This window comes from Streptomyces sp. NPDC107581 (genome assembly GCF_055657175.1).
Genome location: NZ_JBVKBH010000015.1, coordinates 128,382 through 153,932 on the forward strand (window position 1 = coordinate 128,382; position 25,551 = coordinate 153,932).

General features: G+C 70.5%; 24 protein-coding genes. 1 reads left to right on the top strand and 23 read right to left on the bottom strand.

All coding sequences use genetic code 11. From position 1 onward, the window contains the following. Positions 1-372: 372 nt before the first annotated feature. The 13 genes from metK to pyrR all read right to left on the bottom strand — a co-directional run bounded on the left by metK (position 373) and on the right by pyrR (position 14,685). Entirely contained in the window at positions 373-1,581 is a 1,209-nt protein-coding gene (gene metK / locus ACZ7P3_RS32210) for a methionine adenosyltransferase (protein WP_472087031.1), read from the bottom strand. A gap of 262 nt (positions 1,582-1,843) precedes the next feature. Continuing rightward, on the bottom strand, positions 1,844-3,046 hold the full coding sequence (gene coaBC / locus ACZ7P3_RS32215; RefSeq protein WP_472087032.1) for a bifunctional phosphopantothenoylcysteine decarboxylase/phosphopantothenate--cysteine ligase CoaBC: 1,203 nt from the start codon (positions 3,044-3,046) through the stop codon (positions 1,844-1,846). A gap of 100 nt (positions 3,047-3,146) precedes the next feature. Continuing rightward, positions 3,147-3,419: a DNA-directed RNA polymerase subunit omega gene (gene rpoZ, locus ACZ7P3_RS32220; RefSeq protein WP_005319902.1), complete on the bottom strand. Its 273-nt coding sequence runs from the start codon at positions 3,417-3,419 to the stop codon at positions 3,147-3,149. A gap of 77 nt (positions 3,420-3,496) precedes the next feature. Beyond that, complete coding sequence (gene gmk, locus ACZ7P3_RS32225; protein WP_472087033.1) at positions 3,497-4,054, bottom strand: guanylate kinase; 558 nt, start codon at positions 4,052-4,054, stop codon at positions 3,497-3,499. A gap of 60 nt (positions 4,055-4,114) precedes the next feature. Then, complete coding sequence (locus ACZ7P3_RS32230) at positions 4,115-4,438, bottom strand: integration host factor (RefSeq protein ID WP_003977346.1); 324 nt, start codon at positions 4,436-4,438, stop codon at positions 4,115-4,117. Positions 4,439-4,738: 300 nt separating this feature from the next. After that, positions 4,739-5,584, bottom strand: a complete 846-nt coding sequence (gene pyrF / locus ACZ7P3_RS32235) for an orotidine-5'-phosphate decarboxylase (protein WP_472087034.1) — start codon at positions 5,582-5,584, stop codon at positions 4,739-4,741. After that, positions 5,581-6,687 (bottom strand): quinone-dependent dihydroorotate dehydrogenase, encoded by a 1,107-nt coding sequence (locus ACZ7P3_RS32240; RefSeq protein ID WP_472087036.1) that lies wholly within the window; start codon positions 6,685-6,687, stop codon positions 5,581-5,583. Before ACZ7P3_RS32240 ends, pyrF begins: the two co-directional genes overlap by 4 nt. Before the next feature lie 51 nt (positions 6,688-6,738). Next, a complete protein-coding gene (gene carB / locus ACZ7P3_RS32245) occupies positions 6,739-10,056 on the bottom strand; it encodes a carbamoyl-phosphate synthase large subunit (protein WP_472087037.1) in 3,318 nt (1,105 codons plus the stop codon). Beyond that, a complete protein-coding gene (gene carA / locus ACZ7P3_RS32250; protein ID WP_472087038.1) occupies positions 10,049-11,191 on the bottom strand; it encodes a glutamine-hydrolyzing carbamoyl-phosphate synthase small subunit in 1,143 nt (380 codons plus the stop codon). The genes carB and carA overlap by 8 nt, the downstream gene beginning before the upstream one ends. Further along, positions 11,188-11,748 carry a PH-like domain-containing protein gene (locus ACZ7P3_RS32255; protein WP_472087039.1) on the bottom strand — a complete coding sequence of 187 codons (561 nt, stop codon included), beginning with the start codon at positions 11,746-11,748 and terminating at the stop codon, positions 11,188-11,190. Before ACZ7P3_RS32255 ends, carA begins: the two co-directional genes overlap by 4 nt. Next, the gene (locus ACZ7P3_RS32260; protein WP_472087040.1) at positions 11,745-13,031 is read right to left on the bottom strand and encodes a dihydroorotase; all 1,287 of its coding nucleotides are present in this window, start codon (positions 13,029-13,031) and stop codon (positions 11,745-11,747) included. The genes ACZ7P3_RS32255 and ACZ7P3_RS32260 overlap by 4 nt, the downstream gene beginning before the upstream one ends. A gap of 5 nt (positions 13,032-13,036) precedes the next feature. Then, on the bottom strand, positions 13,037-14,014 hold the full coding sequence (locus ACZ7P3_RS32265) for an aspartate carbamoyltransferase catalytic subunit (protein WP_472087041.1): 978 nt from the start codon (positions 14,012-14,014) through the stop codon (positions 13,037-13,039). A gap of 92 nt (positions 14,015-14,106) precedes the next feature. Next, positions 14,107-14,685, bottom strand: coding sequence for a bifunctional pyr operon transcriptional regulator/uracil phosphoribosyltransferase PyrR (gene pyrR / locus ACZ7P3_RS32270; protein ID WP_472087042.1), 579 nt, complete (start codon positions 14,683-14,685; stop codon positions 14,107-14,109). Positions 14,686-14,937: 252 nt separating this feature from the next. Here pyrR and bldD point away from each other — a divergent pair, with 252 nt between their 5' ends. Next, positions 14,938-15,441 carry a transcriptional regulator BldD gene (gene bldD, locus ACZ7P3_RS32275; RefSeq protein ID WP_014671524.1) on the top strand — a complete coding sequence of 168 codons (504 nt, stop codon included), beginning with the start codon at positions 14,938-14,940 and terminating at the stop codon, positions 15,439-15,441. A 230-nt stretch (positions 15,442-15,671) separates the two neighbouring features. Here the strand turns inward: bldD and nusB are convergent, their stop codons facing one another. The 10 genes from nusB to ruvX form a co-directional block, all read right to left on the bottom strand. Next, positions 15,672-16,100, bottom strand: coding sequence for a transcription antitermination factor NusB (nusB, locus tag ACZ7P3_RS32280; RefSeq protein WP_472087044.1), 429 nt, complete (start codon positions 16,098-16,100; stop codon positions 15,672-15,674). Between the two features lie 2 nt (positions 16,101-16,102). Then, complete coding sequence (efp, locus tag ACZ7P3_RS32285; RefSeq protein ID WP_472087045.1) at positions 16,103-16,669, bottom strand: elongation factor P; 567 nt, start codon at positions 16,667-16,669, stop codon at positions 16,103-16,105. A 56-nt stretch (positions 16,670-16,725) separates the two neighbouring features. After that, positions 16,726-17,832: an aminopeptidase P family protein gene (locus ACZ7P3_RS32290; RefSeq protein WP_472087046.1), complete on the bottom strand. Its 1,107-nt coding sequence runs from the start codon at positions 17,830-17,832 to the stop codon at positions 16,726-16,728. A gap of 578 nt (positions 17,833-18,410) precedes the next feature. Next, positions 18,411-19,226: a Pro-rich N-terminal domain-containing protein gene (locus ACZ7P3_RS32295; protein WP_472087047.1), complete on the bottom strand. Its 816-nt coding sequence runs from the start codon at positions 19,224-19,226 to the stop codon at positions 18,411-18,413. Positions 19,227-19,390: 164 nt separating this feature from the next. Continuing rightward, positions 19,391-20,482, bottom strand: coding sequence for a 3-dehydroquinate synthase (gene aroB / locus ACZ7P3_RS32300; RefSeq protein WP_472087048.1), 1,092 nt, complete (start codon positions 20,480-20,482; stop codon positions 19,391-19,393). Continuing rightward, a complete protein-coding gene (locus ACZ7P3_RS32305; protein ID WP_472087050.1) occupies positions 20,479-20,988 on the bottom strand; it encodes a shikimate kinase in 510 nt (169 codons plus the stop codon). Before ACZ7P3_RS32305 ends, aroB begins: the two co-directional genes overlap by 4 nt. 5 nt (positions 20,989-20,993) lie before the next feature. Beyond that, positions 20,994-22,178 (bottom strand): chorismate synthase, encoded by a 1,185-nt coding sequence (aroC, locus tag ACZ7P3_RS32310; RefSeq protein WP_472087052.1) that lies wholly within the window; start codon positions 22,176-22,178, stop codon positions 20,994-20,996. Between the two features lie 210 nt (positions 22,179-22,388). Continuing rightward, a complete protein-coding gene (locus ACZ7P3_RS32315) occupies positions 22,389-23,228 on the bottom strand; it encodes a shikimate dehydrogenase (RefSeq protein ID WP_472087054.1) in 840 nt (279 codons plus the stop codon). Continuing rightward, positions 23,209-24,951: an endolytic transglycosylase MltG gene (mltG, locus tag ACZ7P3_RS32320; protein ID WP_472087055.1), complete on the bottom strand. Its 1,743-nt coding sequence runs from the start codon at positions 24,949-24,951 to the stop codon at positions 23,209-23,211. The genes ACZ7P3_RS32315 and mltG overlap by 20 nt, the downstream gene beginning before the upstream one ends. A gap of 122 nt (positions 24,952-25,073) precedes the next feature. Further along, positions 25,074-25,538: a Holliday junction resolvase RuvX gene (ruvX, locus tag ACZ7P3_RS32325; RefSeq protein ID WP_472087057.1), complete on the bottom strand. Its 465-nt coding sequence runs from the start codon at positions 25,536-25,538 to the stop codon at positions 25,074-25,076. Positions 25,539-25,551 lie beyond the last annotated feature (13 nt).

Here is a 25,551-nt window from a genome sequence, read left to right on the forward strand (position 1 = left end):
GATCCGTTCGACGGCGGTGAGCACATTCCGCATTCACCGCGCGCGGAGCGCGCTCCACCGAAGCAGGCGCGCTCCACCGCGGTAGCCGCAGCCGGCGCACCGGGAGATCGCCGGCGTACCGGCCGGCGGTCCCCCGCGGCGACCTGCTTCCGGGCCCTGCCCGGGGTCGTCGAAGGACGCCGGAAGACCCGGACGGGACACGTCGAGGCCCGGCCCCCGAAGGGAACCGGGCCTCGACGAGAAGCCGTACCGGGCCGCAGCAGCCCTATCGGACTTACCGAAGCCGTACCGGGCCGCAGCAGCCCTATCGGACTTACCGAAGCCGTACCGGGCCGCAGGAGCCCTGGCGGGCTTGCCGAAGCCGTACCGGGCTTACAGACCCACGGCCTTGCGCAGGGCGTCCACGCGGTCCGTGCGCTCCCAGGTGAAGTCGGGCAGCTCGCGGCCGAAGTGGCCGTACGCCGCCGTCTGGGCGTAGATCGGGCGGAGCAGGTCGAGGTCGCGGATGATGGCGGCCGGACGGAGGTCGAAGACCTCGTCGATCGCCTTCTCGATCTTCTCGGCGTCGACCTTGGCCGTGCCGAAGGTCTCCACGAACAGACCGACCGGCTCGGCCTTGCCGATGGCGTAGGCGACCTGGACCTCGCAGCGGGAGGCCAGACCGGCCGCCACGACGTTCTTGGCGACCCAGCGCATCGCGTACGCGGCGGAGCGGTCGACCTTGGACGGGTCCTTGCCGGAGAAGGCGCCGCCGCCGTGGCGGGCCATGCCGCCGTAGGTGTCGATGATGATCTTGCGGCCGGTCAGGCCGGCGTCGCCCATCGGGCCGCCGATCTCGAAGCGGCCGGTCGGGTTGACCAGCAGGCGGTAGCCCTCGGTGTCCAGCTTGATGCCGTCGTCCAGGAGCGCCTTCAGCTCGGGCTCGACGACGAACTCGCGGATGTCGGGGGCCAGCAGGGACTCCAGGTCGATGTCGCTGGCGTGCTGCGAGGAGACGACCACGGTGTCGAGGCGGACGGCCTTGTCGCCGTCGTACTCGATGGTGACCTGCGTCTTGCCGTCCGGGCGCAGGTAGGGGATGGTGCCGTTCTTGCGGACCTCGGACAGCCGCTTGGACAGGCGGTGCGCCAGGAAGATCGGCAGCGGCATCAGGGTCGGCGTCTCGTCGCTGGCGTAGCCGAACATCAGGCCCTGGTCGCCCGCGCCCTGGCGGTCCAGCTCGTCGTCGTCGCCCTCGACCCGGGTCTCGTAGGCCGAGTCGACACCCTGGGCGATGTCGGGCGACTGCGCGCCGATCGACACCGAGACGCCGCAGGAGGCGCCGTCGAAGCCCTTCTTCGAGGAGTCGTAGCCGATCTCGAGGATCTTGGTGCGGACCAGGGTCGCGATGTCCGCGTAGGTCTTGGTCGTGACCTCGCCGGCCACGTGGACCAGGCCGGTGGTGATCAGGGTTTCGACGGCGACCCGGGAGGTCGGGTCCTCGCGCAGAAGCGCGTCGAGAATGGTGTCGCTGATCTGGTCAGCGATCTTGTCGGGGTGACCCTCGGTCACGGACTCCGAGGTGAACAGGCGACGGGACACAACGCTCCCTGGGGTTGCAGCGGCTGCTGGCTGATCATTTGCGGACGGGCACAGGGCTGCGCCTGGCCGCGTCCGAGAACAGTTTACGGGTCGCACCGTGCCGCCGGCCCACCCGTCTCGCCTCTCGGGAGCGCTGTGACCTGCGGCACGGGCATTCTGCACAATGCCGCTGACCTTGGCCAGGGGGCACCACGCGACATCGCCGCGCAGGAAAGGCCCGTCGAACGGCCGAAACATTTCGCCCCGGACGGCGGCAACCCGATCAGCCCAGCCGGGCGGCCACCAGGTCCCAGACGGTGTCGGCGAGGGCTTCCTTCGGACCGTGCGGCACGGGGGTCTCGCTGCCGTCGGCGCCCAGCACGACAGCCTCGTTCTCCTCGGAACCGAAGGTCTTGCGTTCCCCCACCTCGTTCACCACGAGCAGGTCACAGCCCTTGCGGGCCAGTTTGGCGCGACCGTTGGCGAGGACGTCGTCGGTCTCGGCGGCGAACCCGACGACGACCTGTCCGTGACGCGCGCGCTCGGCCGAGATCTCCGCGAGGACGTCCGGGTTCCGCACCAGCACGATCGGGTCGGGTTCCTGGCCGTCCTTCTTCTTGATCTTCCCGGCCGCGTACGCCGACGGTCGGAAGTCGGCCACCGCGGCGGCCATCACGACGGCGTCCGCGTCCGCCGCGGCCTTCAGCACCGCTTCGCGCAGTTGAACAGCAGTGCCCACGTGTACGACGTCGACACCGGCCGGGTCCGGCAGGCCGGCGTTGGCCGCGATCAGGGTCACCCGGGCGCCGCGGGCCGCGGCCGTGCGGGCGAGGGCGTAGCCCTGCTTGCCGGAGGAGCGGTTGCCGAGGAAGCGGACAGGGTCGAGGGGCTCGCGCGTGCCGCCGGCCGAGACGACGACGTGCCGGCCCCGCAGGTCGGGCTCTCGGACGCCCCGGGCCAGCACCCGGCGGCAGACCTCGAAGATCTCCGCCGGGTCGGGCAGGCGGCCCTTGCCGGTGTCGACGCCGGTGAGACGGCCGACGGCGGGCTCGATGACGACGGCGCCACGGCGGCGCAGCGTGGCCACGTTCTCCTGGGTGGCGGGGTGCTCCCACATCTCGGTGTGCATCGCGGGGGCGAAGACGACCGGGCAGCGGGCGGTGAGGAGCGTGTTGGTCAGCAGGTCGTCGGCGAGGCCGTGGGCCGCCTTGGCGAGCATGTCGGCGGTCGCCGGGGCCACCACGACCAGGTCGGCCTGCTGGCCGATGCGGACGTGCGGGACCTGGTGGACGTCGTCCCAGACCTCGGTGGAGACCGGGTTGCCCGAGAGGGCGGACCAGGTCGCGGCGCCGACGAAGTGCAGCGCGGAGGCGGTGGGCACCACACGCACGTCATGACCCGACTCCGTGAGCCTTCTCAGCAGCTCACAGGCCTTGTACGCGGCGATACCGCCACTGACCCCCAGAACGACCTTGGGCTTGTCCACCGTCTCTCCCCGGCTCGGCAACGTGCGGTTCCATCACACACCACAGGCCCGGCAGAGACACTGCCGGGCCTGTGGATAAAGCAACTGCGATCTGAAAGTACTACTGGGCCGGGCCCTCAATGGCCTCGGAGGTCAGCAGACCCGCGTTGATCTCACGCAGGGCGATCGAGAGCGGCTTCTCGTGCACGTGGGTGTCGACGAGCGGACCGACGTACTCGAGGAGGCCCTCGCCGAGCTGCGAGTAGTACGCGTTGATCTGGCGGGCACGCTTGGCCGCATAGATCACGAGGCTGTACTTCGAGTCGGTGGCCTCGAGAAGCTCGTCGATCGGCGGGTTGATGATGCCCTCGGGCGCGGTGATGGAAGAGGACACGCTCTACCTTCCGATGGATGGGAAAGAATCAGTTGGTGTGGCCGCCCTGTGTGCACCTGCGTGCAGCACGGCAACGATCACACAACGTCCATCAAGGCTAGCAGCTCGCTCGCCACGTCCTCGACGGAGGTGTTGACCAAGGTCACGTCGAACTCCGGCTCGGCCGCCAGCTCGGTCCTGGCCGCCTCCAGGCGGCGCTCGATGACCTCGGGCGGCTCGGTCCCCCGGCCGGTCAGCCTGCGCACCAGCTCCTCCCAGGAGGGCGGAGCGAGGAACACCAGCTGAGCGTCGGACATGGACTCACGGACCTGCCGGGCGCCCTGGAGGTCGATCTCCAGCAGCACGGGCTCGCCGTTCTCCAGCCGCTCCAGCACGGCCGCGCGGGGCGTGCCGTAGCGGTTGCCGGCGAACTCGGCCCACTCCAGCAGCTCACCGTTGGCGATCAGCTTGTCCATCTCCTCGTCGGTGACGAAGAAGTAGTGGACTCCGTGCTGCTCGCCGGGGCGCGGCCTGCGGGTGGTGGCCGACACCGAGAGCCAGACCTCGGGGTGTTCCTTGCGCATATGGGCGACGACCGTGCTCTTGCCGACCCCCGAGGGGCCGGAGAGCACGGTCAGCCGCGGACGTTCGCTCATGCAGCGATTATTCCAGCAATCCCGGGGTGCCCGGGACGCCCGGTCCGGCAGGGCCCGGACTCAGGAGCCGGTGCTGCCGAACTCACGCTCCAGGGAGGCGATCTGGTTGGAACCGAGACCTCGCACGCGGCGGCTCTCGGAGATGCCCAGACGCTCCATGATCTGCTTGGCGCGGACCTTGCCCACGCCCGGCAGCGACTCGAGCAGGGCGGAGACCTTCATCTTGCCGATGACGTCGTTCTCCTGGCCCTGCTTGATGACCTCATGCAGGGAGGCGCCGGAGTGCTTGAGTCGATTCTTGACCTCGGCCCGCTCCCGGCGAGCCGCGGCGGCCTTTTCGAGCGCGGCTGCGCGCTGTTCAGGGGTAAGGGGCGGAAGAGCCACGCCTACGTCACCTCGGATGTCGAACTGTCGGATACGGACCGGTGAGGAACCTAGTCGCCCCACACCTGGGGAGCTACGAGCAACACGCTGCCCGTTCTCCCCCACTGCCTTGAGGGGCGCGGGAGGTGCCCCCACTGCTCGGAGACTAGCGGGCAAGTCCGCCAGAGTCAGCGAGAACAGCGGAAAAGTACTGGTCAGCCGCCGCCAGGACGGACATTTGAGACATAATGCCCTCGATTTGAGGATGTATTCACACTCAAGCCGCCCCGACACCGCCCGCCGGGACGCCCCGCGGACATCTCAGCCCCCGGTGACGGCGGTCCGGATCTCCTCCGCGAAGCGCTCCGTGGCCGAGCGCAGCGCCTTGACGTCGGGACCGTGCCGCAGCACGCCCCGGCTGACGTTCGGGACGACATTGCGCACCGCGCCCCCGAAGACCCTGGGAAGGTCGGCCGGGGTCGCCCCCTGGGCCCCGACTCCGGGCGCGAGGAGCGGACCGTTGATGTCGAGGTCGTACGACGACAGGTCGCCCACCGTGGCACCGACGACCGCCCCGAAGGAGCCCAGCGGCTCCTCGCCCGCGTTCTCGGCGGCGAGGTGGGCCAGCATGGTCGCGCCCACGGTGCGGCCGTCGGCACGGACCGCGTGCTGGACCTCGGGGCCCTCCGGGTTCGACGTCAGCGCCAGGACGAACAGCCCGGCACCGCTCTCCCGGGCCAGCGCGACGGCCGGGCTGAGGGAGCCGTAGCCGAGGTAGGGCGAGACGGTCAGGGCGTCGGAGAACAGCGGGGCGTCCTTGTGCAGGAAGGCCTCCGCGTACCCGGCCATGGTCGAGCCGATGTCGCCGCGCTTGGCGTCCATCACGACGAGGGTGCCGGCCGCGCGCGCCTCCTGGACGGTCTTCTCCAGGACGGCGACTCCGCGGGAGCCGAAACGCTCGAAGAAGGCGCTCTGCGGCTTCATGACGGCGACCCGGTCGGCCACGGCCTCGACGACCGTGCGGCTGAACCGCTCCAGACCGGCCACGTCGTCGTTCAGGCCCCACTCGGCGAGCAGGGAGGCGTGCGGGTCGATGCCGACGCACAGCGGGCCGCGCTCGTCCATCGAGCGGCGCAGCCGGGCACCGAAGGGCTCGTACGAGGTCATGCGGGCTTCCTCACGTCGGCGCCGACCGCGTCGGCGAGGGTGGCGTAGGGGCTGGTGCGCAGGCGCGCGGCGAGGCCCTTGTGGATCGCGCGGCACCAGAAGGGACCCTCGTAGATGAAGGCGCTGTAGCCCTGGACCAGCGTGGCGCCGGCCAGGATGCGCTGCCAGGCGTCCTCGGCGGTCTCGATGCCGCCGACACCCACCAGGGTGATCCGGTCGCCCACGCGGGCGTACAGACGGCGCAGGACCTCCAGGGAGCGGGCCTTGAGGGGCGCGCCGGAGAGCCCGCCGGCCTCCTTCACCAGCGAGGGTTCGGATGTCAGCCCGAGGCCGTCGCGCGCAATGGTGGTGTTGGTGGCGATGATGCCGTCCAGACCCAGCTCCACGGCCAGGTCGGCGACCGCGTCGACGTCCTCGTCCGCGAGGTCGGGCGCGATCTTCACCAGCAGCGGGACGCGCCGGTTGGCGACCGTACGGTCGGCGGCCTCGCGCACGGCGGTGAGCAGCGGGCGCAGCGCCTCGGTGGCCTGCAGATTGCGCAGGCCGGGCGTGTTGGGCGAGGAGACGTTCACGACCAGGTAGTCGGCGTACGGGGCGAGCCGCTCCGCGGACTTCACGTAGTCGCCGACGGCCTCCGCCTCCGGGACGACCTTGGTCTTGCCGATGTTGACGCCGACGACCGTCTTGAAGACGGGTTCGCGGGAGGCGAGGCGCGCGGCGACCGCCAGGGATCCGTCGTTGTTGAAGCCCATACGATTGATCAGCGCCCGGTCGGCGACGAGCCGGAACAGCCGCTTCCTGGGGTTGCCGGGCTGGGCCTCGCCGGTGACCGTGCCGATCTCGACGTGGTCGAAGCCCAGCATCGACATGCCGTCGATGGCGACCGCGTTCTTGTCGAAGCCGGCGGCCAGCCCGAAGGGACCGTGCATGCGCAGCCCGAAGGCCTCGGTGCGCAGTTCCTTGTGGCGGGGCGCGAGGGCGGCCGCGACGAAGGTGCGCAGCACGGGGACGCGGACCGTGAGGCGGATCCAGCGGAAGGCCAGGTGGTGGGCCTTCTCGGGGTCCATGCGGCGGAAGACGAGGTTGAAGAAGATCTTGTACATGGTGTCCTCATGCCGAGGGGGACACCGTTTCCGGTGTCCCCCTCGGGGCTGCTAGTCGCGGGCCGCGGTCAGGTGTTCCGCGTGTTCCTGGAGCGAGCGGACGCCCACGTCACCGTGGTTGAGGGCGTCGATGCCCTGGACGGCCGCGGCCAGTGCCTGGACGGTCGTCAGGCAGGGCACGGAGCGCGCCACGGCCGCCGTACGGATGTCGTAGCCGTCGAGGCGGCCGCCGGTGCCGTACGGGGTGTTGACGATGAGGTCGACCTCGCCGTCGTGGATGAGCTGGACGATGGTCCGCTCGCCGTTCGGACCGGTGCCCTCGGACTGCTTGCGCACGACCGTGGCGTTGATGCCGTTGCGCTTGAGGACCTCGGCCGTGCCGGAGGTGGCGAGCAGCTCGAAGCCGTGCGCGACCAGCTCCCGGGCCGGGAAGATCATCGAGCGCTTGTCCCGGTTGGCGACCGAGATGAACGCGCGGCCCTTGGTGGGCAGCGGGCCGTAGGCCCCGGCCTGCGACTTGGCGTACGCCGTGCCGAAGACGGAGTCGATGCCCATGACCTCGCCGGTGGAGCGCATCTCCGGGCCGAGGACGGTGTCGACGCCGCGGCCCTGGATGTCGCGGAAGCGCGACCAGGGCATGACGGCCTCCTTGACGGAGATCGGCGCGTCCAGCGGCAGCTCGCCGCCGTCGCCGGTCCGCGGCAGCAGGCCCTCGGCGCGCAGCTCGGCGATGCTCGCGCCGAGCGAGATCCGGGCGGCGGCCTTGGCCAGCGGCACCGCGGTCGCCTTCGAGGTGAAGGGGACGGTGCGGGAGGCGCGCGGGTTGGCCTCCAGGACGTAGAGGATGTCGCCCGCCATCGCGAACTGGATGTTGATCAGGCCGCGCACGCCGACGCCCTTGGCGATGGCCTCGGTGGAGGCCCGCAGCCGCTTGATGTCGAAGCCGCCCAGCGTGATCGGGGGCAGGGCGCACGCCGAGTCGCCGGAGTGGATGCCGGCCTCCTCGATGTGCTCCATGACGCCGCCGAGGTACAGCTCCTCGCCGTCGTAGAGGGCATCGACGTCGATCTCGATGGCGTCGTCCAGGAACCGGTCGACGAGGACGGGCCGGGAGGGGCTGATCTCGGTCGACTCGGCGATGTAGGAGGCGAGGCGGGTCTCGTCGTAGACGATCTCCATGCCGCGCCCGCCGAGGACGTAGGACGGCCGGACCAGGACCGGGTAGCCGATCTCGTCGGCGATGGCCTTGGCCCCGGCGAAGGTGGTCGCGGTGCCGTGCTTCGGCGCGGGCAGGCCGGCCTCCGCGAGGACACGGCCGAAGGCGCCGCGGTCCTCGGCGGCGTGGATCGCCTCGGGCGGGGTGCCCACGATCTGCACGCCGTTGTCCTTCAGGGCCTGCGCGAGGCCCAGCGGGGTCTGGCCGCCGAGCTGCACGACCACGCCCGCGACCGGGCCGGCGAGGGACTCCGCGTGGACGATCTCCAGCACGTCTTCCAGCGTCAGCGGCTCGAAGTACAGGCGGTCGGAGGTGTCGTAGTCCGTGGAGACGGTCTCCGGGTTGCAGTTGACCATCACGGTCTCGTACCCGGCGTCCGAGAGCGCGAAGGAGGCGTGCACGCAGGAGTAGTCGAACTCGATGCCCTGGCCGATGCGGTTCGGGCCGGAGCCCAGGATGATCACCGCGGGCTTCTCGCGCGGCGCGACCTCGCTCTCCTCGTCGTAGGAGGAGTAGAAGTACGGCGTCTTCGCGGCGAACTCGGCGGCGCAGGTGTCGACCGTCTTGAAGACCGGGCGGATGCCGAGGGCGTGCCGGACCTCGCGGACGACGTCCTCGCGCAGGCCGCGGATCTCGCCGATCTGCTGGTCGGAGAAGCCGTGCCGCTTGGCCTCGGCGAGCAGGTCGGCGGTCAGCTCGGGCGCCTCGGCCAGCTCGTCCGCGATCTCCTTGATCAGGAAGAGCTGGTCCACGAACCAGGGGTCGATCTTCGTGTACTCGAAGACCTCCTCGGGCGTGGCGCCCGCGCGGATGGCCTGCATGACCGTGTTGATGCGGCCGTCGGTGGGGCGCACGGCCTCGCGCAGCAGCGCGTCCTTGTCCCCGGCGGCACCCGGCTCGCCGACGAAGGTGAACTGGCTGCCCTTCTTCTCCAGCGAGCGCAGCGCCTTCTGGAGGGCCTCGGTGAAGTTGCGGCCGATGGCCATGGCCTCGCCGACCGACTTCATGGTGGTGGTCAGCGTGGAATCGGCCTGCGGGAACTTCTCGAATGCGAAGCGAGGGGCCTTGACGACCACATAGTCGAGCGTGGGCTCGAAGGAGGCCGGCGTCTCCTGCGTGATGTCGTTCGGGATCTCGTCCAGCGTGTAGCCGACGGCCAGCTTCGCGGCAATCTTCGCGATCGGGAAGCCGGTGGCCTTGGAGGCGAGCGCCGAGGACCGCGAGACGCGCGGGTTCATCTCGATGACGATCACGCGACCGTCCTCGGGGTTCACCGCGAACTGGATGTTGCAGCCGCCGGTGTCGACGCCGACCTCGCGGATGACGGCGATCCCGATGTCCCGCAGGATCTGGTACTCGCGGTCGGTCAGCGTCATCGAGGGTGCGACGGTGATCGAGTCACCGGTGTGCACGCCCATGGGGTCGAAGTTCTCGATGGAGCAGACGACCACGACGTTGTCGTGCTTGTCGCGCATCAGCTCCAGCTCGTACTCCTTCCAGCCGAGGATGGACTCCTCCAGGAGCACCTCGGTGGTCGGCGAGAGGGTGAGGCCCTGCCCCGCGATGCGCCGCAGCTCCTCCTCGTCGTGGGCGAAGCCGGAACCGGCGCCGCCCATGGTGAAGGACGGGCGGACGACGACCGGGTAGCCGCCGAGGGTCTCGACGCCCTGCAGGACGTCGTCCATGGAGTGGCAGATCACCGAGCGGGCGGACTCGCCGTACCCGATCTTGGCGCGGACGGCTTCCACCACGGCCTTGAACAGCTCGCGGTCCTCGCCCTTGTGGATCGCCTCGGGCTTGGCGCCGATCAGCTCGACGCCGTACTTCTCCAGCACGCCGTTCTCGTGCAGCGAGATGGCGGTGTTCAGGGCCGTCTGGCCGCCCAGGGTGGGCAGCAGGGCGTCGGGGCGCTCCTTGGCGATGATCTTCTCGACGAACTCGGGGGTGATCGGCTCGACATAGGTGGCGTCGGCGATCTCCGGGTCGGTCATGATCGTCGCCGGGTTGGAGTTGACCAGGACGACCCGCAGGCCCTCGGCGCGCAGGATGCGGCACGCCTGGGTGCCGGAGTAGTCGAACTCGGCGGCCTGGCCGATGACGATCGGGCCGGAGCCGATGACCAGGACGGACTGGATATCGGTGCGCTTAGGCACGCTGGCCCTCCATCAGGGATACGAAGCGGTCGAACAGGTAGGCGGCATCGTGCGGGCCCGCTGCCGCTTCGGGGTGGTACTGGACGGAGAAGGCCGGCTGGTCGAGCAGCTGCAGCCCCTCCACGACGTTGTCGTTCAGGCAGACGTGCGAGACCTCGGCGCGGCCGAACTTGGTCTCGCTGACCTGGTCGAGCGGCGCGTCGACGGCGAAGCCGTGGTTGTGCGCGGTGACCTCGACCTTGCCGGTCGTACGGTCCTGGACCGGCTGGTTGATGCCCCGGTGGCCGTACTTCAGCTTGTAGGTGCCGAAGCCGAGGGCGCGGCCGAGGATCTGGTTGCCGAAGCAGATGCCGAACAGCGGCGTCCTGCGCTCCAGGACGGCGGTCATCAGCGCGACCGGGCCGTCGGCGGTCGCCGGGTCGCCGGGGCCGTTGGAGAAGAAGACCCCGTCCGGGGCGACGGCGTAGATCTCGTCGGCGGTGGCGGTGGCCGGCAGGACATGCACCTCGATGCCGCGCTCGGCCATGCGGTGCGGCGTCATGCCCTTGATGCCGAGGTCGATCGCCGCGACGGTGAACTTCTTCTCGCCGACCGCGGGGACGACGTACGCCTCCTTGGTGGCGACCTCCTCGTAGAGGCTCGCGCCCTTCATGTGCGGCTGGGCCTGCACGCGCTCCACCAGCTCGGTCTCGGGAGCGATCGTCTCGCCGGAGAAGATGCCGGCGCGCATCGAGCCGCGCTCGCGCAGGTGGCGGGTGAGGGCGCGGGTGTCGATCCCGGAGATGCCGACCACGCCCTGGGCGACCAGCTCGTCGTCCAGGGAGCGCTTGGCGCGCCAGTTGGAGGGCACGCGCGCGGGGTCGCGCACGACGTAGCCGGAGACCCAGATGCGGCGGGACTCGTCGTCCTCGTCGTTCCAGCCGGTGTTGCCGATCTGCGGGGCGGTCGCGACGACGATCTGGCGGTCGTACGACGGGTCGGTCAGGGTCTCCTGGTAGCCGGTCATGCCGGTGGAGAACACGGCCTCGCCGAAGGTCTCCCCCACGGCCCCGTAGGCGCGGCCGCGGAAGGTGCGGCCGTCCTCCAGGACGAGTACGGCGGGAACCTTGGCGGCTCCCCTGGTGGAGGTCGTCATCGTGCGCCTTCCGTGTCGTTGATCATCTGGTTCAGGGTGTCGACCCATTCGGTGTGCTCGGCCGCGTGGTCGGAGCGGAAGCCGGAGTCGATCAGCTTGTCCCCGTGGGCCCAGGTCACCACCAGCAGTCCGCCCTCGGTGAGGACCTTGCCGGCGATGCCCTTGTCGAGCCGGGCCCCGCGCAGCGCGGCGGCCGGCACGAAGAAGTCGGCCGCCCCGGGGCGTACGACCTCCAGGCCCGCGTCCGTCAGGGTGAGCTCGGCCCGGCTGCGGGTGCCGAGGCCTCGGGCCACGATGCGGTCCAGCCACTGCCCGGCGGTGGTGGAGCCGTGGTAGCGGCCGCTCATGCTCAGTGTCGCCGGGCCGGTCTCGTCCGGCACGGTGGGCAGCTCGGGCAGATCGCCCTGGAGGGTGCCGCGCCACTTCCAGCCCTCGCGCATCAGCCAGTAGACGAGCGCGACGAAGAGAGCGAGGCCGACGAGCCAGCCGATTCGGGCTCCCCAGTCGGTGACCTCGGCCGACTTCTTGGCTTCGGCCAGCAGGATTACAGGTGTCACGTGAGCTTCCCGTCGACGAGCGTCGCCTTGCCCCGCAGCCACGTGTGGGTGACACGGCCCGGCAGCTCGCGTCCCTCGTACGGGGTGTTGCGGCTGCGCGAGGCGAAGCCCGCGGGGTCCACCTGGCCACGGTATGCCGTGTCGACAAGGGTGAGGTTGGCGGGCTCACCAGCCGAGACGGGACGGCCGTGTCCGGTGGCCTGTCCGATCTGCGCGGGCCTGAAGGACATCCGGTCGGCGATGCCGGCCCAGTCCAGCAGGCCCGTGTCGACCATGGTCTCCTGGACCACTGACAACGCGGTCTCCAGGCCGACCATGCCCATGGCCGCCGCGGCCCACTCGCAGTCCTTGTCCTCGTGCGGGTGCGGGGCGTGGTCGGTGGCGACGATGTCGATCGTGCCGTCGGCGAGCGCCTCGCGCAGGGCGTGCACGTCCCGCTCGGTGCGCAGCGGCGGGTTCACCTTGTAGACCGGGTTGTAGGTGCGCACCAGTTCGTCGGTGAGGAGCAGGTGGTGCGGGGTGACCTCGGCGGTGACGTCGATGCCGCGGGACTTGGCCCAGCGGACGATCTCGACGGACCCGGCGGTCGACAGGTGGCAGATGTGGACGCGTGAGCCGACGTGCTCGGCGAGCAGGACGTCCCGGGCGATGACCGACTCCTCGGCGACGGCCGGCCAGCCGCCCAGGCCCAGCTCGGCGGAGACGACACCCTCGTTCATCTGGGCGCCCTCGGTCAGCCGCGGCTCCTGCGCGTGCTGGGCGACCACGCCGCCGAAGGCCTTCACGTACTCCAGCGCACGGCGCATGATCACGGCGTCGTCCACGCACTTGCCGTCGTCGGAGAAGACCGTGACCCCGGCGGCGGACTCGTGCATGGCGCCCAGCTCGGCGAGCTTGCGGCCCTCCAGGCCGACCGTGACGGCGCCGATGGGCTGCACATCGCAGTAGCCGTGCTCCTGGCCGAGCCGCCAGACCTGCTCGACCACACCGGCGGTGTCGGCCACCGGGAAGGTGTTGGCCATGGCGAAGACCGCGGTGTAGCCGCCGCTCGCCGCCGCCCGGGTCCCGGTGAGCACGGTCTCGGAGTCCTCGCGGCCCGGCTCGCGCAGATGGGTGTGCAGGTCGACCAGGCCCGGGAGCAGCACCTTGCCGCCGGCCTCGATCACCTCGGCGCCCTCCGCGCCGAGGTCCGTGCCCACCTCGGCGATGGTCTCGCCGTCGATCAGCACGTCCTGCGGCTCACCGCCGAGCACCTTCGCACCACGGATCAGGATCTTGCTCATGGGTCTTACTTCTCCTCGGTACGGGTGTGGGTGACGGCGGGCTCGTTGCCGCCCAGCAGCAGGTACAGGACGGCCATCCGGATGGAGACCCCGTTGGCGACCTGCTCGACGACGGTGCAGCGCTCGGAGTCGGCGACCTCGGCGGTGATCTCCATGCCGCGGACCATCGGGCCGGGGTGCATGACGATGGCGTGCTCGGGCATCTTCGCCATGCGGTCGCCATCGAGGCCGTAGCGCCGCGAGTACTCGCGCTCGGTCGGGAAGAAGGCGGCGTTCATGCGCTCGCGCTGGACGCGGAGCATCATCACGGCATCGGACTTGGGCAGTGTGCTGTCGAGGTCGTACGACACCTCGCACGGCCAGGTCCCGACGCCGACCGGCACCAGGGTGGGCGGGGCGACCAGGGTGACCTCGGCGCCGAGGGTGTGCAGCAGGTCCACGTTGGAGCGGGCGACCCGGCTGTGCAGCACGTCGCCGACGATGGTGATCCGCTTGCCGGACAGGTCCTGGCCGAGGCCGGCGTCCCTGCCGACGAGCCGGCGGCGCATGGTGAAGGCGTCCAGGAGGGCCTGGGTGGGGTGCTGGTGGGTGCCGTCGCCCGCGTTGACCACGGCGGCGTCGATCCAGCCGGAGGTGGCCAGGCGGTAGGGGGCCCCGGAGGCACCGTGCCGGATGACGACGGCGTCGACGCCCATGGCCTCCAGGGTCTGGGCGGTGTCCTTCAGGGACTCGCCCTTGGACACGCTGGAGCCCTTGGCGGTGAAGTTGATGACGTCCGCGGACAGCCGCTTCTCGGCAGCCTCGAAGGAGATCCGGGTGCGGGTGGAGTCCTCGAAGAAGAGGTTGACGATCGTGCGGCCGCGCAGGGTCGGCAGTTTCTTGATCGGCCGGTCGGCGACCCGGGCCATCTCCTCGGCGGTGTCGAGGATCAGGACGGCGTCGTCGCGGGTGAGGTCGGCGGCCGAGATGAGATGACGCTGCATCTGTCAGGCTCCGTAAGGCAGTTCATTCGGGAGGATTGAGGCAAAGCGGGGCGTGTGCCGGCATGCCGAAGCGGCCGTGCGCGCCCGGCTTGCTACTGGTCGGCCGGCTTCACACCGAGCAGCACGGTGTCGCGACCGTCCTCCTCGGCGAGCTGGACCTTGACCGTCTCCCGCAGCGACGTGGGGAGGTTCTTGCCGACGTAGTCCGCACGGATGGGCAGTTCGCGGTGGCCGCGGTCGACCAGGACCGCGAGCTGGACCGCGCGCGGGCGCCCGATGTCGTTCAGGGCGTCGAGGGCGGCGCGGATGGTGCGCCCCGAGAAGAGGACGTCGTCGACGAGGACGACCAGGCGGCCGTCGATGCCGTCACCGGGGATCTCGGTGCGGGCCAGCGCACGCGGCGGGTGCATGCGCAGGTCGTCGCGGTACATGGTGATGTCGAGCGAGCCGACGGGGACCTTGCGGTCGGTGACCTGCTCCAGCTTGGCGGCGAGCCGCTGGGCGAGGAAGACACCCCGGGTCGGAATGCCGAGGAGCACCACGTCGTCGGCGCCCTTGGCGCGCTCGACGATCTCGTGGGCGATACGGGTCAGTACTCGTGCGATGTCGGGGCCCTCCAGAACGGGCCGCGCATCGGACGCATACGGGTTCGGGTTCGCGTGCGTGTCCATACGAAACGGACCTCCTTCTCCGCCTCACGGGACGGACCTTAAAGGACGTCGGATTTGCGCCATCCACCGTAGCAGGTCCCCGACGGGCCACGATCACCCACTCGGCGCAATCAGGTGCCACTACCACGGAAGAGTCGGTGTGGACCATTCGGCTTGACGCACAAGAGTCACGCTGCGTAACCTCACAGTGAGTTACCAGCCGCGCGGCGGAAAACCCAACCGACCGCGTCGACACAGTGTCCGGGGAGCTATATGTCCAGCGAATACGCCAAACAGCTCGGGGCCAAGCTCCGGGCCATCCGCACCCAGCAGGGCCTTTCCCTCCACGGTGTCGAGGAGAAGTCACAGGGTCGCTGGAAGGCCGTGGTGGTCGGTTCGTACGAGCGCGGTGACCGCGCCGTGACCGTACAGCGCCTGGCCGAGCTGGCCGATTTCTATGGGGTTCCGGTGCAGGAGCTGCTGCCGGGCACCACTCCGGGCGGCGCCGCCGAGCCGCCGCCGAAGCTGGTCCTGGACCTGGAGCGGCTGGCCACCGTGCCGGCCGAGAAGGCAGGCCCCCTGCAGCGGTACGCGGCTACGATCCAGTCGCAGCGCGGCGACTACAACGGCAAGGTGCTGTCGATCCGCCAGGACGACCTGCGCACACTGGCCGTCATCTACGACCAGTCCCCCTCGGTTCTCACCGAGCAGCTGATCAGCTGGGGTGTCCTGGACGCGGACGCACGCCGCGCCGTGGCCACGCACGAAGAGGCCTGAGCCCGCTCAGCACCACAGCAGAAACGTGCCGCCGGGGTGGCCGGAACCGTACGGTTCCGGCCACCCCGGCGGTGTTCTTTTTGCGGCCCGGCGGCTTGTCCATGCCGTGCCGGGAAACGCCGAAAGGGGCGCCGGGAACCGCGCGGACGGCCATGGGCGACCCGTGGTCGCCCGGCCGCCGCGGTTCCCGGCGCCCCTTGTCCGCTACGCGCGGCGCAGCGAAGGTTCCGCTACGCGCGGCGCAGCGAAGGCTTCAGCTCCTTCAGACGGCCCAGGAGGCCGTTGACGAACGAGGGGGACTCGTCCGTGGAGAATTCCTTCGCCAGCTGCACCATCTCGTCCAGGACGACGGCGTCCGGAGTCTCGTCCACCCAGATCAGCTCGTAGGCACCCAGGCGCAGGAGGTTGCGGTCGACGACCGGCATACGGTCGAGCGTCCAGCCCACGGCGTACTGGGCGATCAGCTCGTCGATGCGCTTCGCGTATGCCGCGTAGCCCTCGACCAGCTGCATCGTGTACTCGCTCACGGGCGGCTGCCGGGTGTCGGCCCGGGACAGCCGGATCCAGTCCGCGAGGACCGTCAGGACGTCGGCGCCGCGCTGGTCGCCCTCGAAGAGGATCTGGAAGGCGCGCTTGCGGGCCGTGTTGCGAGCAGCCACGGTTAGCTGTTCACCCGGCCGAGGTAGTCGCTGGTACGGGTGTCGACCTTGATCTTCTCGCCGGTGGTGATGAAGAGCGGGACGTTGATCTGGTGGCCGGTCTCCAGGACGGCGGGCTTGGTGCCACCGGTGGAGCGGTCGCCCTGGACACCCGGCTCGGTCTCGGCGATGGTCAGCTCGACGGCGGCCGGGAGCTCGACGAAGAGCACCTCGCCCTCGTGCCGGGCCACGGTGGCGGTGAAGCCTTCGATCAGGAAGTTCGCGGCGTCGCCGACGGCCTTCCGGTCGATGTGCAGCTGGTCGTAGGTCTCCATGTCCATGAAGACGAAGTACTCGCCGTCCATGTACGAGAACTGCATGTCGCGCTTGTCGACAGTGGCGGTCTCGACCTTGACGCCGGCGTTGAAGGTCTTGTCGACCACCTTGCCGGACAGCACGTTCTTCAGCTTGGTGCGCACGAAGGCCGGGCCCTTGCCGGGCTTGACGTGCTGGAACTCGACGACGGACCAGAGCTGGCCGCCTTCGAGCTTGAGCACCATGCCGTTCTTGAGGTCGTTCGTGGAAGCCACGGTTGCGGAATCTCCTGGACTGACGTACGACGCCGGGGCAGGCGCACAGCGCGAGGCTAGAGCGCGAGCAGCTCCTTGGTCGTGATGGTGAGTAGCTCGGGTCCGCCGTCCGCCTCGGGGCGTACGACGAGCGTGTCATCGATCCGGACGCCGCCCCGGCCCGGGAGGTGAACCCCCGGTTCGACGGTGACCGGCACGCAAGCGTCCAGTTTACCCATGGCCGCGGGGGCCAGCTGCGGGTCCTCGTCGATTTCGAGTCCGACGCCGTGTCCGGTCAGCGGTGGGAGGGCTTCCGCATAGCCCGCGGAGTCCAGTACCTGGCGTGCCGCGCGGTCGACGTCACGGTAGGCGGCACCGGGCGCCAGGGACTCGCGCCCGGCGCGCTGAGCGGCGAAGACGAGGTCGTAGAGCTCGATCTGCCAGTCGGCGGGCGAGGTGCCGATGACGAAGGTGCGGCCGATCTCGCAGCGGTATCCGCGGTAGGTGGCACCCAGGCAGACGGAGAGGAAGTCGCCTTCCTCCACGCGGCGGTCGGTGGGGCGGTGGCCGCGGCGGCCGGAGTGCGGCCCGGTGGCCACGGAGGTCGGGAACGCGGGCCCGTCGGCGCCGTGGTCGACCAGGCGCCGCTCCAGCTCCAGGGCGAGGTGCCGCTCGGTGCGGCCGACCAGGATCGACTCCAGCAGCTCGCCGAGCGCCTGGTCGGCGATCTCGGCGCCGATCCGCAGGCAGGAGATCTCTTCCTCGTCCTTGACGACCCTGAGCTGCTCCACGGCCGCGCCGAGGTCGACGAGGCGCAGCTTCGGGGCGACGGAGGAGAGGGCTCTGTGGCGGGCGACGGTGAGGTGGTGTTCCTCCACCGCGAGGGATTCGGCGCCCTGGCCTTCGGCGAGGTCGGCGGCTGCCACGGCGGCGTCGCCCCCGGGGTCGGGGAGGATGTGCAGCGCCAGGGACTCGTCGGGGCGGCCCTCCGCGGGCCGGTCGTCCGGCGGAACGGCGCACACCAGCAGGTTCTGGCATTTGCCGAGGAGCAGGACTGCGCCCTGGGGGGCGGCGCCCGCCAGGTAGCGCACGTTGGCCGGGCGGGAGATGAGCGCTGCCGCGGTGCCGGCCGCGTTGCAGCGTTCCCTGAGCCGGGCTCGGCGGGTTGCGTACACCTCTGACATGAGATGAGCGTAGGAGTTTTGTCCCGCTTGTGCGTATTGATGAGGGCCGAGTGGGGTGGGGGCGGTGGTGGGTTGCGTGCGGGTGGGGGCGGTGGTGGGTTGCGTGCGGGTGGGTGGGGGCTTGTCGCGCCGTTCCCCGCGCCCCTGGGAGGGCTGTAGGGCCCTGGTCTGCCAGTTCGGGTTGATGAGGGCGGGCGGAGTGGGGGCGGTGGTGGGGCGCGTGCGGATGGGTGGGGGCTTGTCGCGCCGTTCCCCGCGCCCCTAGGGGGCTGTAGGGCCCTGGTCTGCCAGTTCGGGTTGATGAGGGCGGGCGGAGTGGGGGCGGTGGTGGGGCGCGTGCGGATGAGTGGGGGCTTGTCGCGCCGTTCCCCGCGCCCCCGAGAGGGCTGCAGGGCCCTCTGTTATCAGCCCGGACCGGATTGGTTGAGGGCTGGTGAGGTTGGTGCAGTGGGGGGCCTGTCGCGCCGTGCCCCACGCCCCTGGGGGCTGCAGGGCCGCCCTCTGGTGTTGGCCCGGAGCGGACTGGTGGGTCTTGGCCCGGAGCGGACTGGTGTCGGTTCGGTGGGCCTTCTTGGGCTCTACCAGTTCGGGGGGCTTGCTATGGCTCGGGTCAGGACTTCGTCGAGTACTTGGGCCGTTGCCGGGATGTCCAGCTGGGAGTTGTCGATGATCGGCAGGCCCGAGCCGTACCAGCCGGCCATGCGGCCGTGGATGCGGGCCACCTCCTCGTCGGTGAGGCGGCGGTTGCCGGTGCGTTCGGCGTTGCGCTCCAGGACGATGTCGAGGCCCGGGAGCAGGACGACCGGGAGCAGGCCGGGGCCGACATGGCGTTTCCAGCCGCCCAGGCCCACCACGGGGCGGTCAGGGAAGACGGCGTCGTCCAGGATGCAGGAGATGCCGTTGGCCAGGAAGTTCCGTGCGGCGAAGCCGCAGGTGCGGCGGGCGAGGCGGTACTGCGCCTCGGAGTGGTCGTTCCACCCCGACTGCGGGTTCGCGTAGCCCGAGCGGACCCATTCGCGCACGTCGTCCAGGCTGATGTGGGCGGTGGGCACCCGGCGCTGGGCCGCCCAGTACTTGGCCACGCTGGTCTTGCCCGCGCCCGCGGGGCCGATCAGCAGCACGGCCAGGGTGGTGGCGGTCGGGTCGGGGACCGAGACGGCGGCCGGCGGTGCGGTGGGCACGCCGACCGGGCCGCCGGGCGGCAGCGGTACATGACCGGTGGTGTCCGGCGCCGGCGGAAAGCCCGGCGCGGGTGGCGGCGGAGGTACGGGTGCGGGACCCTGGGGGACTCCCGGATGCGCTCCCGGGTGGTGTGCGGCCGGCGCCCAGCCGGCCTGCGGTCCCTGCCCCGGCTGGTGGGGCGGCGGCAGCGGAGATCCCACTGCGTGCTGCATCCGTTGCCACTCCATCTCGTACACACATCTGGCGCCGGCACGCGGGCGCGAGCCCGCTCCTTACCGAACGGTACCGCCCCCGGCCGTCGTTTGGTGAAACGACCGGGGGCGGTCCGAAGTGCCCGGTCCGGGAAGGGAATCGGGCGGAAGGAACAGCGGGGTACTTACTGGCCCACTTCCCCGTAGGCCGCGAGCAGGACCGCGGGGTCCGGGCCCTCCAGGACGGTGGGCTTGGCCAGGCCGTCGAGGACGATGAAGCGCAGCAGGTCGCCGCGGGACTTCTTGTCGACCCTCATCGTCTCCAGCAGCTTGGGCCACTGGTCGTAGCGGTAGTACAGGGGCAGGCCGACCGACTCCAGGACCGTGCGGTGCCGGTCCGCCGTCGCGTCGTCCAGCCGGCCCGCGAGACGGCCCAGTTCGGCGGCGAAGTGCATGCCGACCGCGACCGCCGCGCCGTGCCGCCACTTGTAGCGCTCGTTCTTCTCGATGGCGTGGCCGAGGGTGTGGCCGTAGTTGAGGATCTCCCGCAGACCGGACTCCTTCAGGTCGGAGGAGACGACGTCGGCCTTGACCCGGATCGAGCGCTCGATCAGCTCGGCCGTGTGCGGGCCCGCCGGGGTCCGGGCGGCCTCGGGGTCGGACTCGATGAGTTCGAGGATCACGGGGTCGGAGATGAAGCCGGCCTTGATGATCTCGGCGAGGCCGGAGACGTAGTCGTTGACCGCGAGGGAGTCCAGCGCGGCCAGGTCGCACAGGACGCCGGTCGGCGGGTGGAAGGCACCCACCAGGTTCTTGCCCTCGGCGGTGTTGATGCCGGTCTTGCCGCCGACGGCCGCGTCGACCATGGCGAGCACCGTGGTGGGGACGGCGATCCAGCGCACCCCGCGCAGCCAGGTCGCGGCCACGAAACCGGCCAGGTCGGTGGTCGCGCCGCCGCCGACGCCGACGATGACATCGGTGCGGGTGAAGCCGGACTGGCCGAGCGCCTTCCAGCAGTAGGCGGCGACCTCGGCGGTCTTGGCCTCCTCGGCATTGGGCACCTGGATGGCGACGGCCTCGTAGCCCTGCTCCGCGAGGTCGGCGCGCAGGGCGTCGCCGGTCTCGGCCAGCGCCTCCGGGTGGATCACCGCGACCCGCTTGGCCTTCGAGCCGATCAAACCGGCCAGTTCGCCGAGGAGTTGGCGGCCGACCAGCACCTCGTACGGATCCGTGCCCGCGGTGCCGGCGACCTGGATCCGGGTGACAGCCTCGCTCATGCTTCCTTCATCTCCAGTGCGTCCAGCGCCGCTTGGGTGACCTCTTCGGGGGTACGGCCGTCGGTCGGTACGACGGCCGCGGCGACCCCCTCGTACAGATGCCGACGGCCCTCCATCAGCTCGCGCCACTGTTTGCGCGGGTTGACCGCGAGCAGCGGGCGGGCGACGTTGAGACCGGTGCGCTTGACGGCCTCCTCGACGTCCATGGAGAGGTAGACCACCCGGTGCCCGGTGAGCAGGGCACGGGTGTCCGCGTCGAGGATCGCGCCGCCGCCGAGCGCGAGAACGCCCTCGTGCTCGGCGAGCGCGGTGTGCACCGCCCGCTTCTCGATCGCGCGGAAGGCGGGCTCCCCGTCGTCCACGAAGATCTCGGCGATGGTGCGGCCCTCGGCGGTGACGATGTCCTCGTCGGTGTCCCGGTAGCCGACCCCGAGCCGCTCGGCCAGCAGCCGCCCGACGGTGGACTTGCCCACGCCCATCGGGCCGACCAGTACGACCGCAGGCATCGCGGTCACCGGATCCGGAGGTTGTCGAGGTAGGACTGCACGTTCCGGCGGGTCTCGGGGACGGAGTCGCCGCCGAACTTCTCCGCGACCGCGTCCGCGAGGACCAGCGCCACCATGGCCTCGGCGACGATGCCGGCGGCCGGGACGGCGCACACGTCGGAGCGCTGGTGGTGGGCCTGGGTGGCCTCACCGGTGGCGACGTCGACGGTCTGCAGGGCCCGCGGCACGGTCGCGATCGGCTTCATGGCGGCCCGCACGCGCAGCAGCTCGCCGGTGGTCAGGCCGCCCTCGGTACCGCCGGAGCGACCGGTGGCCCGCTTGATGCCCTCGGGGGTGGTGAGGATCTCGTCGTGCGCCTTGGAGCCGGGCACGCGGGCCAGCTCGAAGCCGTCGCCGACCTCGACGCCCTTGATCGCCTGGATGCCCATGAGGGCGGCGGCCAGGCGGGCGTCGAGCCGGCGGTCCCAGTGCACGTGCGAGCCGAGGCCGACCGGGACGCCGTAGGCGAGTACCTCGACCACGCCGCCGAGCGTGTCGCCGTCCTTGTGGGCCTGGTCGATCTCCGCGACCATCGCCTTCGACGCGTCGGCGTCCAGGCAGCGCACCGGGTCGGCGTCCAGCTTCTCGACGTCGGCCGGGGTGGGGTGGACGCCGTAGGGGGCCTTGGCGGAGGCCAGCTCGACGACATGGGAGACGATCTCGATGCCGGCCGCCTCCTTCAGGTAGGAACGGGCGACGGCGCCGAGGGCCACACGGGCGGCGGTCTCACGGGCGGAGGCGCGCTCCAGGATCGGCCGGGCCTCGTCGAAGCCGTACTTCTGCATGCCGGCGAGATCGGCGTGGCCGGGCCGGGGGCGGGTCAGCGGTGCGTTGCGGGCGAGGCCGGCGAGGATCTCCGGGTCGATGGGGTCGGCCGCCATGACCTGCTCCCACTTGGGCCACTCGGTGTTCCCCACCATGATCGCGACCGGGGAGCCGAGGGTGAGTCCGTGCCGGACACCGCCCAGGAAGGTGATCTCGTCGCGCTCGAACTTCATCCGCGCACCGCGGCCATAGCCGAGCCGCCGCCGCGCCAGATGGTCCGCCACCATCTCCGTGGTGATCGGCACGCCGGCGGGAAGCCCCTCCAGCGTCGCGACAAGTGCGGGACCGTGGGACTCCCCCGCGGTCAGCCAACGCAGCCTGCTCAACGGTGCTCCTCAGTGTTCGCGCCCGGTACTGCCCTGCGTACGCATCTCCTCGCGTACGGCGACGGCGCGACCGGATGCGCGACCCCGGTCCGCCACCTCCGATCCTCCCACGTCCGGGCCGGGTGTCCGGCCGCTGGTCCAGCAGGCGGGACAAAGAGGCGGAAGGGAAGGCGCCGGGGAAGGTGGCAGGAAAGGCGGTGGGACACGCCGTCAGCGGGCCGCGAGTGCCTTCTCGCCGGCCTGCCGCATGGCCTCCAGAGGGGCGGGGGCGTGGCCGGTCATCTGCTCGACCTGGAGGACGGCCTGGTGGACCAGCAGATCGAGGCCGCTGAGGACGGCACCGCCGAACATGGACCAGCGGGCCGCCAGCCCGGTGGGCCAGGGGTCGTAGAGCACGTCGAAAAGGGTGGTGGGGCGTTCGGGTACGGCGGTGGCGAGGGCGTCGGTGGTGCCGGCGGGGGTGGTGGCGATCACCAGCGGGGCACGCAGGGCCTGCTCCGCGTCCGCCCAGTCCGCGGTCCGCACGTCCATGTCGAGCCGTTCGCCCCATCGGCGCATCTCGGCGGCGCGGGCCTCGCTGCGTACATAGGCGACGACCTCGCCGGTGCAGATCCGGGCGAGCGCGGCCAGCGCCGAGGAGGCCGTGGCGCCGGCGCCGAGGATCGCGGCGGAGTCGACCTGTTCGACGCCGTGCTCGCGCAGTGCGGCCACCATGCCCGGGATGTCGGTGTTGTCACCGATACGGCGTCCGTCTTCGGCGAAGACCACCGTGTTGACGGCGTCGACCGAGGCGGCCGTCTCGCTGATCTCGTCCACCAGCGGGATGATCGCGCGCTTCAGCGGCATGGTCAGCGACAGTCCTGCCCACTCCGGGCCGAGTTCCTCGAAGAAGCCGGGCAGGGCGGCCTCGTCGACCTCGAAGCGGTCGTACGACCAGCCGGTGAGCCCGAGCGCGTCATAGGCCGCCCGGTGCAGCACCGGGGAGAGGGAGTGGGCGATGGGCTTACCGAGCACGGCGGCACGGCGGGCGTCAGTTGCCCGAGGTGGCATTGAATTTGTCCTTGAGCTGCTTGAATTCCGCGTAGGTCTTGGCGAATTCGGTGTTGGTCGTACCGTCGGTCGCCACGAAATAGATCCAGCCGTCGTGCGTCGGGTTCAGTGCCGCCTTCATCGCGTCCTCGCCGGGGTTGCCGATCGGACCGGGCGGAAGGCCCTTGTGGGTGTAGGTGTTGTACGGGTTCCGGTTGCCGTTGATCTCCTTCTCGGAGATATGGATGTTGCTCGTACCCTTGAGGTAGTTGTACGTCGAGTCGAACTGCAGCAACTGGTTCGTCTCGGTGTTGGTGGGTTTGAGACGGTTGTAGACCACTTCCGCCATCTTGCGGAAGTCGTCGTGCGTCTTGCCCTCCGCCTGGACCAGGCTCGCGACCGTGACGAGCTGGAACGCGTTCTGCAGGCCGAGCGCCTTCGCCTTGCCCGGCAGGTCGTAGGCGGCGTACCGCGACTTGGCCTGGGTGATCATCTGCTTGAGGACGGCATCGGGCTTCATGCCCTTGGCGGCCGGATAGGTGCCCGGGTCGAGGAAGCCCTCCAGTGGGTCCCTGACGTCGGTGCCGGCCTGCACCCAGCTCGGCAGGCCGAGGGTCTTGTAGGCCGTCTTGGCGACTTTCTGGGTGGTGCCCGTGGAAAGATCGAGTTGCTTGTCGATGGCCTGATAGACCTCGGAATTGCGCTCGCCCGGTTTGACGAGCACATTGCTCTGGCTCTTCGGGTCGAGCATCAACTGCACGGCACTCGCGCCGGACATCTCCTTCTTCATGAGATAGGCGCCGGCCTGGATGGTGTTGCCCCTGGGGATCTCTCCCTGCGCGTGAACGAACGCGCCGACGCTCTTGACGACGCCGGCTTCCTCCAGGCGGCGGCCGATCTCCATGCCTCCCGCACCCTTGGGGATCTCGACGGTCACCTTCTCGTTGGTGCCGTCGCCCGCGTAGTCCGGTGCCGCGCCGAAACGATTTTGGTAGAACTTGTACCCGAAATATCCGACTCCGCCGAGGCCGCCGCCGAAGACGAGCACCACGACCATGCAGGCGCAGCCGGTGCGCCGTTTCTTGCTCTTGACCGGTTTTCGGCCACGGCGGTCACCGCGGCCGCGCCGGCTCTCGGCCTCGTCGTCGGCGTCCTCGTCATCGCCGCCCCCCGCGAAGAAGGCGTGCTCGCCCTGGTCCTCGCCCGGGTCCCAGCCGGTCTCCGGGTCCGGGCCCGGCTCCGGCTCGGGGCGCCGGCGGCCCGGCGGCACGGGCGGCGGGTAGGCGTCCTCGGTGCCGTAGAAGTCGGGCTGTTCCGCGCCATAGGCCACGGGCTGCTGGCCGTAGGGGTCACCGGGGTCGGCGGCGTACGGGACCTGACCGTGGGTACCGGTCGCGTCCCAGCCACCCTGCTGGTACGACTGCTGGGCGTGCGCGGCGTACTGGTCCTGGCCTGCGTACTGCTGATCCTGTCCGGCGTACTGCTGGTCCTGGCCCGCGTACTGCTGGCCGTAGTGCGATCGGCCCTGCTCGTCGTAGTACTGGTGCTGCTGCTGGTCGTACCCGGGCTGCTGCCCCTGGGTCCATTCGCCGTACTGCGGCTGCGGGTACTGCTGCTGTGGCTGGCCGCCGTAGGGGGACTGCTGACCCGCGTGGGTCTGCTGCCCTCCCCATCCGCCGTCCCCGTACAACGGGTCCTCCGGATGCCACGGTTCGGGGCCTGGACCCCGGCCATACTCAGTCATCGATCCCCTAGAGCCGCGAGGCCGACGGTCACGCGGCCGGTGCACCGGCTTCCGTTCCACCTCTTGCTGTGCGGCAGCTGTTCGAACACCACCGCATCGCGCGGAACGTTACCGTATCGCGATCAGATGACCACTTCGACGCCCTCGCCGGGTGCTTTACCTGACACCCGTTCGGATTCCAGGGCCTGCTGCAGAATGATGACGGCTGCGGCCTGGTCGATGACGGCACGGCCCTTCTTGGATTTCACCCCCGAGGCGCGTAGTCCCTGACTGGCCGTCACGGTCGTCATCCGCTCGTCCACCAGGCGCACCGGGACGGGCTCGATGCCCTTGGCCAGCTCCTGGGCGAAGCCACGGACCTTGACGGCGGCCGGGCCCTCGCCCCCCTTGAGGGAACGAGGGAGGCCGACGACGACCTCGATCGGTTCGTACTCCTCCACCAGTTGACGCAACCGGCGGTGAGCGGCGGGGATGTCCCGGCCGGGGACGGTCTCCACCGGGGTGGCGAGGATCCCGTCGGGGTCGCACGACGCGACCCCGATCCGGGCGTCCCCGACGTCGATCGAGAGCCGACGTCCTCTGCGCATTTCCGACCGTTTC

Bases quoted from the DNA above. Each gene is read 5' to 3' on its own strand.
- ACZ7P3_RS32295 (WP_472087047.1), bottom strand. From the start codon at position 19,226: ATGCAGCACGCAGTGGGATCTCCGCTGCCGCCGCCCCACCAGCCGGGG.
- carA (WP_472087038.1), bottom strand. From the start codon at position 11,191: ATGACGACCTCCACCAGGGGAGCCGCCAAGGTTCCCGCCGTACTCGTC.
- ACZ7P3_RS32240 (WP_472087036.1), bottom strand. From the start codon at position 6,687: ATGTACAAGATCTTCTTCAACCTCGTCTTCCGCCGCATGGACCCCGAG.
- aroB (WP_472087048.1), bottom strand. From the start codon at position 20,482: ATGAGCGAGGCTGTCACCCGGATCCAGGTCGCCGGCACCGCGGGCACG.
- pyrR (WP_472087042.1), bottom strand. From the start codon at position 14,685: ATGGACACGCACGCGAACCCGAACCCGTATGCGTCCGATGCGCGGCCC.
- ACZ7P3_RS32305 (WP_472087050.1), bottom strand. From the start codon at position 20,988: ATGCCTGCGGTCGTACTGGTCGGCCCGATGGGCGTGGGCAAGTCCACC.
- ruvX (WP_472087057.1), bottom strand. From the start codon at position 25,538: ATGCGCAGAGGACGTCGGCTCTCGATCGACGTCGGGGACGCCCGGATC.
- bldD (WP_014671524.1), top strand. From the start codon at position 14,938: ATGTCCAGCGAATACGCCAAACAGCTCGGGGCCAAGCTCCGGGCCATC.
- ACZ7P3_RS32315 (WP_472087054.1), bottom strand. From the start codon at position 23,228: ATGCCACCTCGGGCAACTGACGCCCGCCGTGCCGCCGTGCTCGGTAAG.
- mltG (WP_472087055.1), bottom strand. From the start codon at position 24,951: ATGACTGAGTATGGCCGGGGTCCAGGCCCCGAACCGTGGCATCCGGAG.
- ACZ7P3_RS32290 (WP_472087046.1), bottom strand. From the start codon at position 17,832: ATGTCAGAGGTGTACGCAACCCGCCGAGCCCGGCTCAGGGAACGCTGC.
- ACZ7P3_RS32260 (WP_472087040.1), bottom strand. From the start codon at position 13,031: ATGAGCAAGATCCTGATCCGTGGTGCGAAGGTGCTCGGCGGTGAGCCG.
- pyrF (WP_472087034.1), bottom strand. From the start codon at position 5,584: ATGACCTCGTACGAGCCCTTCGGTGCCCGGCTGCGCCGCTCGATGGAC.
- ACZ7P3_RS32265 (WP_472087041.1), bottom strand. From the start codon at position 14,014: ATGCAGCGTCATCTCATCTCGGCCGCCGACCTCACCCGCGACGACGCC.
- gmk (WP_472087033.1), bottom strand. From the start codon at position 4,054: ATGAGCGAACGTCCGCGGCTGACCGTGCTCTCCGGCCCCTCGGGGGTC.